The following is a 10,181-nucleotide window of genomic DNA, read 5'->3' on the forward strand; positions in this document are numbered from 1 at the left end:
GTCCTTGACCAGCGGCTTGGGCAGGCCGGTGACGATATCGTCCCACCAGTCGACCTCGACGCTGTGGTATTCGAGCGCCATGAAGTTTTCCGTGGCCACGGCGACATGGGCAGCCGCCATGGCGGCGATCGGGCTCTCCGCCATGTGAATAGCCATGGCAACGCCATGGTCCTGCGCCGCATCGCCGATCTTCTTCGTCTCGAGGATGCCGCCTGACGTAAGCAAGTCCGGGTGGATGACCGAGATGCCGGCGTTGAGCAGCGGCTCGAAACCTTCCTTGAGATAGATGTCCTCACCGGTGCAGATCGGCACGGACGTAGCCTGCTGCAGCTGCCGATACTGTTCGGTGTACTGCCAGGGGATCACGTCCTCGAGCCAGGCTGGTGCGTATTTCTCGATCCGCCGGGCGAGACGGATGCCGTCCTGCAGCGAGATGTGGCCGACATGGTCGATGGCGAGCGGGATCTCGTAGCCGATCACCTCGCGGACCTCGTGGATATATTGATCGAGCAGGTCGATGCCCTTTTCGGTGAAGTGGAGGCCGGTGAAGGGATGCGGCACGTTCTGCGCGTCATAGGCGGCATTGCGTGCCCGGCGTTCGTCCAGCGTGCGTGCCCGACCGCGGCTGGCATGCGTGCGGAAACCGTCGAGCACGCCAGCCGGCGCGACCACAGCGCCTGGGATGTGGGAGATCTGCGCCAGCCCGAGGTCCATCTTGAGGAAGGTGAAGCCGAGATCCATCCGCGCCTTGAGCCGCTTGCCGGTCTCGGTGCCACTGGGCTTCTCCGCATCGGTGTCGCAATAGACACGCACCTTGTCGCGGAACCGTCCCCCGAGCATCTGGTAGATCGGCACGCCATAGGCCTTGCCGGCGAGGTCCCACAGGGCGATCTCGACTGCCGAGACACCGCCACCCTGCCGGCCATGACCGCCAAATTGCTTGATGCGGCGGAACAGCCGGTCGATGTCACAGGGATTCTCGCCGAGCAACCGGCTCTTGAGCATCAGCGCATAGGTCGCGCTGGCGCCGTCGCGTACCTCACCAAGCCCGACAATGCCCTGGTTGGTGTAGATCTTGATGAGCGCCGAGGTGAACGGCGCGCCGACGATCTCGGCAACGCGCAGGTCGGTGATGCGCAGATCGCTCGGCCGCGAACCGCTGCGGACATTGTTCTCGATCGTCTCAGCTGCACTGCTGTCTCTCGCCATCGTACCACTCTCCTACTGGTCAGGATTTGGCCCACTTACTGGTCAGGATTTGACGCCTGCCTGGCCCGCTCGCCTGGCTACCCCCATCTGTTCGATGATATGGCGGCCAGATCCTTCCACGTGCCTGGCCACGACGGCGGCTGCGCCGTCCGCATCCTGCGCCTTGATGCGTTCGATCAGTTCGCGGTGCTCGCGCAGCACAGCCATGCGCCGGCTGAGCGATGTCGGAAAGCGGCGGCTGATGGCGCGCAGGATCTCGCGATGTTTCCACCAGAGTTCGGCGGCATGCCGGTTGTAGTGGCGGTCGTAGATCAGTTGGTGAAAACGCGTGTCGAGCACGCCGTGCTGGGCCAGATCGGCGAAGTTGAGTTCTTCGATCGCGGCCTGCGCCGCCTCAAGCCTGGCAATGTCCGCATCATCGACGATCGAGACGAACCAGCGCGTCAGCGCCGGCTCGATCAGCACCTCGATCTCGATGATGTCACGCACGAAGGTTTCATCGATCGGCCGAACGCGGGCGCCGCGATTGGGCTCGATCAGGACAAAGCCCTCTCCGCGCAATTGCTGCAGCGCCTCGCGGATCGGATTGGTCGACGTGCCGTATTGGGCAGCCAGATCCGCGATCTTGAGCCTCACATTGGGTCCGAGGCGACCCGAAATAATCTCGTCGCGGATCATTTCATAGACCCAGCCGGGTTGATCGAAGGTTTCCCCCGATGGTCTGTCCCCTGATGGTCCGTCGATGAGTGTGATTTCGCCCATGGATGCCGGTTTTATGCAGCTTTTTCGCGTTAGCCAAGCCCATAGTACGTTAACTTGCCAAAAGAATGTACGATTTCATCCAGGTTGACAGATACAATTTTGTCTGGAAGTCTCACGAACCTTGGCTGAAGTCGGAACGAATTCGACCGCCCAGGGAGGAGCGCAAGCTGTGGGTCGGACGCCCTGCCGAATAGCTGGCTGGCCGCCGCCGTGAGGAGGAGAAATCTCAATGAAGAATTCGAGAAATCGCGCAGCTGAGGCCGGTCGTCAGAGCCGCCGGCAGGTCCTGACATCCTCGGTGGCGCTCGCACTGGCCGCATCGATGATGTCCACCGCGGTCCATGCGCAAAGCGTCGACATCAGCAAATGGTCTCCGGAATATGTCCGCAGTATTGCCGGCACCGAGGAAGTCAACACTGCCGCCGAGTGCTCCAAGGTCGTGCCGCTCGATTACAAGGGTCGCCTGACCTACTGGTACACCGGTCCGTCGGATGCCGAGCCCGAAATCACCAAGCAGATGGACAAGGAGTTCTGGGTGGCGTGGAAGGCGACCTACCCGAACATCCAGACCGATGCGCAGAACATCAATTACAACGATCTTCTCGACAAGTTTCGCACGGCCTTGCTGGGCAATGCCGGCCCCATGGTCGTGCGGCTGCAGATCCTGGGCGGCGTGGAATTTGCGGCCAAGGGGTACTTGCAGGAGCTGAAGCCCGAAGACGTCGGATACAAGACAGCGGACTTCTGGCCCGGTGCCTTGAAGTCGGTCACCTATGACGGCAAGACCTACGGCATCCCGACCAACAACGAGACCATGGCCTTCATCTGGAACGCCAAGATATTCAAGGATGCCGGCCTCGATGGGGATAAGCCGCCAGCGACATGGGATGAAGTCGTCAAAGACTCCAAGCAAATCCACGACAAGCTCGGCATTGCCGGTTACGGCCTGGTGGCCAAGCAGAACGCCGGCAACACGCCGTTCCGCTTCATGCCGCAACTGTGGGCCTACGGCGGCGCGGCGCTCGACGAAGCCGACCCGGCCCCGACCTACAAAAACATCGGTCTCAACAGCCCCGGCGCAAAGGCCGCGCTGCAGGCTGCCTACGACATGTATGTGCGCGACAAATCGGTCCCGGTCTCCGCGCTCACCAACACGCAAAACGAGAACCAGGGCCCGTTCATCGCCGGCCAGTTGGCCATGATGATCGCTCATCCGGCCGAATACGCCAAGATGGTGGACCTGGCATCCAAGGCAACCGGCGCCGACAAGAAAGTTGCCGACGCCGTGGTGGCGAACATGCGCTATGGCCTGATTCCTGAAGGTCCGGCGCGGCGCGCCGTGGTGTTCGGCGGCTCCAACATTCATGTCCTCAAGCCGGAGTATGTGGACGGCGGAACCGACGAGATGGCGGTGAAGGCCCTCATCTGCATGTGGACAAGCCCGGAATGGTCGACGCGGCTTAACTGGGTCGGTTCGAACCCCGGCAATTTGCGCGGCTTCAAGACCAAGTGGATGAAGGAGCGTCTTGAGCAGATCAAGTTCCTCGACGTGACGACATCCATGCTGCCCAACGGCATTCCTTTCCCGGTCGTCCCGGAAGCGCCGGAGATCATGAACATCATTGTCCCGGACATGCTGCAGAATGCCTTGACGGGCAAGATGACGGTCGATGCGGCTGCCGATGACGCCGCCGCGAAGGTCAAGGCGCTGCTTGGCGGCTTATAACTTGGCGAGGTGTAAGTCCCGTCCCGCCCTGGAACGGCCGGCAGCCTTCGTGCTGCCGGTCCCCACGTCTTCCAACAAAGGATGTAGCCCGTGAGCATCGCCACGGAACTGGCCCCTGCACCGGGAAGGCGCGTTGGCCTTATGCAGCGGGTGGTGAACCATCGCGCGGACTACCTCTACGTGCTTCCGGCGCTCGCGGTAATGATGATCGTCATCGCCTATCCCGTCTACTACACGCTTGAACTCAGCCTTTTCAAAACGCCCGCCAACCTTCAGATGAAGGACAAGGTCTATGTCGGGCTCGACAATTACGTCACCATCCTGACCAGCCAGTCGTTCCGTGATGTCACCGTCAACACGCTGATCTGGACCATATCCTCGACGCTCATCTCCTTCCTGCTCGGGCTCTGCGCTGCTTTGGCGCTGCACCGCGAGTTCGCCGGCCGTGGCGTGCTTCGCGCCGTTTTGCTCGTCCCCTATGTCGTCAGCGCCGTTGCCGCGTCCTATGTCTGGAAATGGCTCTACCATTCGGATTTCGGCGTGATCGGCGCACTGTCGGTGCAATTCGGTTTCACCGACAGGCCGATCAACTTCCTCGACAATCTGTACACGGTCCTGCCCTCGCTCATCGTCGTCAACATCTGGCGGGAATTCTCCTTCGCCATGATCATGCTGATGGCCGGCCTGCAGACCGTGCCCGACCAGTTGCTGCGGGCAGCCCAGGTCGATGGCGCCAATACATGGCAACGCTTCTGGCACGTGACCTTTCCGCACCTGAAAGGCGTCTCGATGGTTACACTGCTGTTGTTGATGGTGGCGAACTTCAACTCCTTCATCATCCCGTGGGTGATGACGGGCGGCGGGCCTGCTGGCGCTTCCGACATCTGGATCACCCAGATCTATCAGCTCGCCTTCGGGCGCCAGCGCTGGGGTCTGGCATCGGCCTACGCAGTCATTCTGTTCGTCGTGCTGATGACGCTGGGCTACTTCTACGTGAAGGCACTGACGCGCGGCGACGAGGCCAGGGCATGACCAGTACCCTCGCCGACACCAGCCGTTCCGCTGCCAGAAAACCCATTGACTGGTGGCGATGGAGCGGTCGCGTCTTCCTGCTGTTCCTGTTGATCTTCACAGTCCTGCCGATGGCGTGGATGGTGCTGACATCGCTGAAGTCGCAATTCGCCGCCATGCAATACCCGCCGCAGTGGTGGCCGGCCGAGCCGACACTCGAAAACTACCGCAAGCTGCTCGATCCCTCGAATTCGGTCGGCCACGAATTCCTGCAATATTTCTGGAACAGCCTCTACGTTTCGGTGGCGACGACGATCCTCGGCGTCGTCGTCGCGGTGCCGGCGGCATATGCCTTTTCGCGATTCCGCTTTCCGGGCCGCACGTTCCTGTTCTTCGCGGTGCTGGTCAGGAACATGTTTCCCGCGGTCGTTTTCCTGATGCCGCTGTTCCTGCTGATGCGCCGGCTCGGGCTGGTGGGCACCCACACATCCCTGATCCTGACCTATCTGACGTTTGGCCTGCCGCTCTCGATCTGGCTGCTCAAGGGGTTCTACGACAACATCCCGATCCAGCTCGAGCAGGCGGCGCGGATCGATGGGGCGACGCGCTTCCAGGCCTTCTACATGATCGTGCTGCCGCTCTCGTCGCCAGGCATCATCGCCACGTCGATCTTCTCGTTCATTGGTGCCTGGAACGAGTACGTCTATGCCGTCACGTTCCTGAACAACAAGGACAAGTTGACCTTGCCGGTGGGTATCCAGCGCTACTTCACCGAGTTCGCCACCGACTGGCCCGGCCTGATGGCGGCAACCTTCCTGATGAGCGTGCCGGTCGTGGTCCTGTTCCTGGTGCTACAGAAATATTTCGTTCGCGCCCTGACAGAAGGCGCCGTGAAGTCGTGACTGCGTAAGGGGAAGAAGCCGCATGGCCCAGGTCGTTCTGCGAGAAGTCGTCAAGACCTATGGCAATCTCTATGCTGTCAATCATGTGTCGCTGACCGTCGAGGACGGTGAGTTCGTTGCGCTGGTCGGGCCTTCCGGCTGCGGCAAGACGACGACGCTCAACCTGGTGGCCGGGCTGATGCCGATATCGGGCGGCGACATCTACATCGGCGACACCCTGGTCAACGATCTCGATCCCAAGGACCGGGATATCGCCATGGTCTTTCAGAATTACGCGCTCTACCCCAACAAGACGGTGTTCCAGAACCTGGCTTTTCCGCTGAAGATGCGAAAACTTGCCAAGCCGGACATCGAAAGGAAGGTAATGGAAGCCGCCAAGGTGCTCGACATCGTCCACCTTCTGAAGCGGCTGCCGCGCGAACTGTCCGGAGGCCAGCAGCAGCGCGTCGCGCTCGGCCGGGCGCTGGTACGCGACCCAAAAGTCTTCCTGATGGACGAACCTCTGTCCAATCTCGACGCCAAGCTGCGCGTGCAGATGCGCTCTGAGCTGAAACGCTTCCAGCGCGATCTCAGCGCGACGGTAATCTATGTCACGCACGACCAGCTCGAAGCCGTCACCATGGCCGATAAGATGGCGGTGATGAGCGGGGGCGTGCTGCAGCAATACGATTCGCCTGCCCAAGTCTTCGACAATCCCGTGAACACGTTCGTCGCCAGTTTCGTCGGCAGTCCGGCGATGAGCCTGGTGCCGTTGACGGCCGTCACCAGGGGCACCGACATGTCGTTGCAAAGCCCTGAAGGCTGGAATCTGTCGCTGTCTCCCGCCAATGCGCGCAAGGCTCTGTCGGCCAGCTCGGACAAAATCGTACTCGGCGCGCGCCACAGTACCGTCAGGCTGCACAAACAGGCATCGCCGGGCGCCGTGCCCGGCAAGGTCTACACCGTCGAGCCGACCGGCGACATCACCTTCGTGCAGGTCTATCTGGGTGCTGCGGTCGTGGTGGTCAGCCTTGAGCCGAGCGTCGCGATCTCGCCCGACGAGCCCGTCTGGATCGAGTTCGACCAAAACAAGATGCACCTGTTCGACGGCGAGACGACAATGGCGCTGAAGGCGGCGTAGCGGCAATCTCATGAAAATCACCGCGATCATCCCCTACCCGACCTGGGTCGGCATCCGCAACCAGCTCATCGTCAAGGTGGAAACCGACGAAGGCATTTACGGCTGGGGCGAGAGCGGGCTGTCCGGCCGCGAGAAGGCCGTCGTCGGCGCTATTGAGCACTATCGCGAGTTCCTGGTCGGCCGCGATCCCTTCGCCATTGGCGCGCTGTGGCAGGAGATGTATCGCAGCCAGTATTTCGAGGGCGGGCGCGTGCTCACCGCGGCGATCTCGGCCATCGACATCGCGCTGCACGACATCAAGGGCAAGGCGCTGGGTGTGCCGGTCTATCAGTTGCTCGGCGGCAAGCAGCGCAATCATGTCCCTACTTTCGCAACAACCAAAGGCCCTTGCGGTCCTCAAATAATCGAGCAAGCCAGGGAACTCATGGCGATGGGATGGGGCGCCATCCGCCTCTTCCCGGCCGACCATGACAGCCGCGGCGTCTATGAGCCTCGAAAGAGCATCGCCGAGACGGCGAAATGGTGCGTCAAGGCTCGCGAGGAGCTCGGCGAGACGGTGGTGCTGGGCGTTGACTACCATCATCGCCTGTCTGTCGCGGAAGCCGCCAGCTATTGCCAGAAGATGCCGTTGGGCACGCTCGATTTCCTTGAGGAACCGATCCGTGACGAAACGCCGGAAGCCTATGAGGCACTCAGGAAACTCACCGACGTGCCTTTCGCGATCGGCGAGGAGTTTTCGAGCAAGTGGCAATTCCTGCCATACATCGAGCGCGGCATCCACCAATTCAACCGCATTGACGTCTGCAATGTGGGCGGCCTGACCGAGGCGATGAAGGTCGCCGGCTGGAGCGAGGCACATTACGTCGATATGATGCCGCACAATCCGCTCGGGCCGATCTGCACCGCGGCGACGATCCATTTTTCGGCGGCGGTCGCCAACTTTGCCTGGCTCGAAACCCGCGCCTCGCCCGGTGAACTCTATCACGGTTTCGACGATGCCGGCATCTTCCCGGTTCAACCGAAGCTCACAGGTGCCGTCTATGAAGTTGGCGACGCACCCGGCCTCGGCGTCGAGGTGGATGAGGCGCTGGTCAAGAAGCAAAGCTTCAAGTTCTGGGAAGCCCCCCATCTGCGCCGGACCGACGGCTCGGTCACCAACTGGTAGGCCCTACGGGCCAAAGGAGATTTACCATGACCCATACGCCCGATATCATCCGGCCGCCCAGGGACCTCCTCGATGCGCTTAGGGACATCGGCTCGGCAACGGTCGCCGGCACGCTCGGGCACATGGGCATCCGCAACCCGCACATCATGGGGCCGGTGAGCTGGAACAAGGGCAAGTCGATCGTCGGCCCCGCGCTGACGCTGCAGTTCATGCCCAAGCGCGAGGATCTCTACGGCGAAGGCGAATATGCCGACCCGGAGAAACAGCTCCACCGTCATGTGCTCTACCACGTGCAGGAAGGCGACATCGTCGTCGTTGATGCGCGTGGCGACATGAGCGCCGGTGTCTTCGGCGACATGATGTCGACCTATTTCAAGGGCCGCGGCGGCGCCGGCATGGTTATCGACGGATGTCTGCGCGACTATCCCAACCTCAAGAAACTCGACCTGCCTCTCTGGGTGCGAGGTTGGACACCCAACTTCCACACCCAGACCGGCCTGATGCCGTTCGCGGTCAACGTGCCAATAGCCTGCGGCGGCGTCACCGTCATTCCTGGCGACATCATCGTGGCCGACGACGACGGAGCCGTCGTCCTGCCTATCGCGCTTGCGGCGCAGGTCATCGAAACGTCAAAGATCCATCACGAGTGGGAAGATTTTTCCCGAATGAAGCTGATGCAGGGTGCTCCGCTGCAGCGCTACTATCCGCTGCATGACGATGCCCGCGGCGAATACGAGGAGTGGCGCACAACCAATCGCTTGGCGGATTGACGTAGAAACAACCGCACGGGCTTTGTCCACGCAAGGCCTGTCCAAAGACCGTCGGGCCGGAGCTGAGAGCCACTTTTTGCTGGAGGCGACTTCACTGCGCACATGGTGCACACATTCAATGGTCACGGTTTGCAGCATGCCATGAAGGATTTGATCTCGCACAAGGACCAAGGGCTCTGGATGGCTAGGTTCCACGCATGGTCCTCAATCTGCTCATCGGTACCATCGTCATAAGTCTGACGGTCCTGGTCCATACGTTTGGTCTGATCGCCGTCACGCATGCGATGGGATACCTTGTCGCCCGGTTTCGCATGCATGGGCGCCGCAGCCGGATCGTCGCGATGATCAGCGTGGTGATGGGGCTCTTCGCCATCATGACAGCGGAGGTGTGGCTGTGGGCAGGACTATACCGGTTGCTCGATATCTTCGCCGACTTCGAGACCGCACTCTATTTTTCGACCATCACCTTTTCGACGGTCGGCTACGGCGACATCGTGCCCGCTCATGCGTGGCGTGTCCTGGCGGCGCTCGAGGGCGTAAACGGGTTCCTGCTCATCGGCTGGTCGACCGCCTATTTGATCGCGGCAGGCACCCGCATCGGCCCGTTCAAGGCCGGCGAGCATTTCTGACGGCGATGCTCAGACCGCCACCGAATGCCTGGCTTTCCCGGTTTCGAAATATTTGTCGAACTTTGCCGCGACGCTCCTGACAAAGGGCCGGCTTTCCGCTGGCACGACGAAGCGGTCACCGTTGAGTTCAAGCAACCGCGCAGGATCGTGAAGGGCCGTGGAACTTGCTTTCACGAGAAGTCTTTGGCCAACTTCGCCAAAGCGCTCCACCAGTTCGATCGCCGAGAAGCCGAAGTCGCACATCAGCCGCTCGATGATCCAGCCGCGAACGCGGTCGTCGTCGGAAAGCGCGATACCGCGGACCGCGGCCAGTCCGCCGTCGGCGACCATGCGCGCATACTCGGCGGTCGAAGGCATATTTTGTACATAGCCTTGGCGAAACTGGCTGATGGACGACGGGCCAAGGCCGATCAACGTTTCGCAGCGATCCTCGGTGTAGCCTTGGAAATTCCGGCGCAAGCAGCCGGTGCGGGCCGCTATAGCCAACGCATCGTTGGGCTTGGCGAAATGGTCGAAGCCGACGGGCTCATACCCTGCGTTAAGCATCAGACAAGAGGCCAGTTGCGACTGGGCAAACCGCTCTTTCGGATCCGGCAGCCATGCCTCGTCGATCATCGTCTGATGTTTCTTGAACCACGGCACATGCGCGTAGCCAAAAAGCGCTATACGGTCCGGCTCCAGGGTCAGTGCCTGCGCGACCGTGGAGGAGACGCTTTCCCGGGTCTGGTGCGGCAGGCCGTAGAGCAGGTCCAGATTGACGGATTCGACGCCGCGCGAACGAACGCCGTCGACGACCGTCTTGGTCTGCAAGAACGTCTGCTCGCGGTTGATCGCCTTTTGCACCTTCGGATCGAAGTCCTGGACACCGAGGCTCGCGCGGGTCATGC

9 protein-coding genes and 1 pseudogene are annotated in these 10,181 nt (G+C 61.3%); 7 read left to right on the forward strand and 3 right to left on the reverse strand.

Annotated elements, in window-relative coordinates; all coding sequences use genetic code 11:
* Both EN935_RS10330 and EN935_RS10335 read right to left on the reverse strand, forming a co-directional pair.
* On the reverse strand, positions 1–1,209 hold a 1,209-nt coding region (locus tag EN935_RS10330; protein ID WP_164771070.1), incomplete at its 3' end, for a mandelate racemase/muconate lactonizing enzyme family protein.
* A gap of 42 nt (positions 1,210–1,251) precedes the next feature.
* A complete protein-coding gene (locus EN935_RS10335; protein WP_245468857.1) occupies positions 1,252–1,887 on the reverse strand; it encodes a GntR family transcriptional regulator in 636 nt (211 codons plus the stop codon).
* Positions 1,888–2,200: 313 nt separating this feature from the next.
* Between EN935_RS10335 and EN935_RS10340 the strand changes: the two genes are divergently transcribed.
* The 7 genes from EN935_RS10340 to EN935_RS10370 all read left to right on the forward strand — a co-directional run bounded on the left by EN935_RS10340 (position 2,201) and on the right by EN935_RS10370 (position 9,294).
* Positions 2,201–3,697 (forward strand): sugar ABC transporter substrate-binding protein, encoded by a 1,497-nt coding sequence (locus EN935_RS10340; RefSeq protein WP_245462845.1) that lies wholly within the window; start codon positions 2,201–2,203, stop codon positions 3,695–3,697.
* Between the two features lie 141 nt (positions 3,698–3,838).
* Positions 3,839–4,729, forward strand: a complete 891-nt coding sequence (locus EN935_RS10345) for a sugar ABC transporter permease (protein ID WP_109671209.1) — start codon at positions 3,839–3,841, stop codon at positions 4,727–4,729.
* Positions 4,726–5,610, forward strand: coding sequence for a carbohydrate ABC transporter permease (locus tag EN935_RS10350; RefSeq protein WP_109671208.1), 885 nt, complete (start codon positions 4,726–4,728; stop codon positions 5,608–5,610). Before EN935_RS10345 ends, EN935_RS10350 begins: the two co-directional genes overlap by 4 nt.
* A gap of 22 nt (positions 5,611–5,632) precedes the next feature.
* Positions 5,633–6,730, forward strand: coding sequence for an ABC transporter ATP-binding protein (locus tag EN935_RS10355; protein ID WP_109671207.1), 1,098 nt, complete (start codon positions 5,633–5,635; stop codon positions 6,728–6,730).
* A 10-nt stretch (positions 6,731–6,740) separates the two neighbouring features.
* Positions 6,741–7,895: a mandelate racemase/muconate lactonizing enzyme family protein gene (locus tag EN935_RS10360; RefSeq protein WP_109671206.1), complete on the forward strand. Its 1,155-nt coding sequence runs from the start codon at positions 6,741–6,743 to the stop codon at positions 7,893–7,895.
* A 26-nt stretch (positions 7,896–7,921) separates the two neighbouring features.
* On the forward strand, positions 7,922–8,665 hold the full coding sequence (locus EN935_RS10365; RefSeq protein ID WP_126069089.1) for a ribonuclease activity regulator RraA: 744 nt from the start codon (positions 7,922–7,924) through the stop codon (positions 8,663–8,665).
* A gap of 197 nt (positions 8,666–8,862) precedes the next feature.
* Positions 8,863–9,294 (forward strand): potassium channel family protein, encoded by a 432-nt coding sequence (locus tag EN935_RS10370; protein WP_126069088.1) that lies wholly within the window; start codon positions 8,863–8,865, stop codon positions 9,292–9,294.
* Between the two features lie 9 nt (positions 9,295–9,303).
* Here the strand turns inward: EN935_RS10370 and EN935_RS10375 are convergent.
* Positions 9,304–10,181 (reverse strand): annotated as a pseudogene (locus EN935_RS10375) (coproporphyrinogen dehydrogenase); the annotation flags it as partial.

The organism is Mesorhizobium sp. M7D.F.Ca.US.004.03.1.1 (assembly GCF_003998635.1).
Taxonomy (GTDB): domain Bacteria; phylum Pseudomonadota; class Alphaproteobacteria; order Rhizobiales; family Rhizobiaceae; genus Mesorhizobium; species Mesorhizobium loti.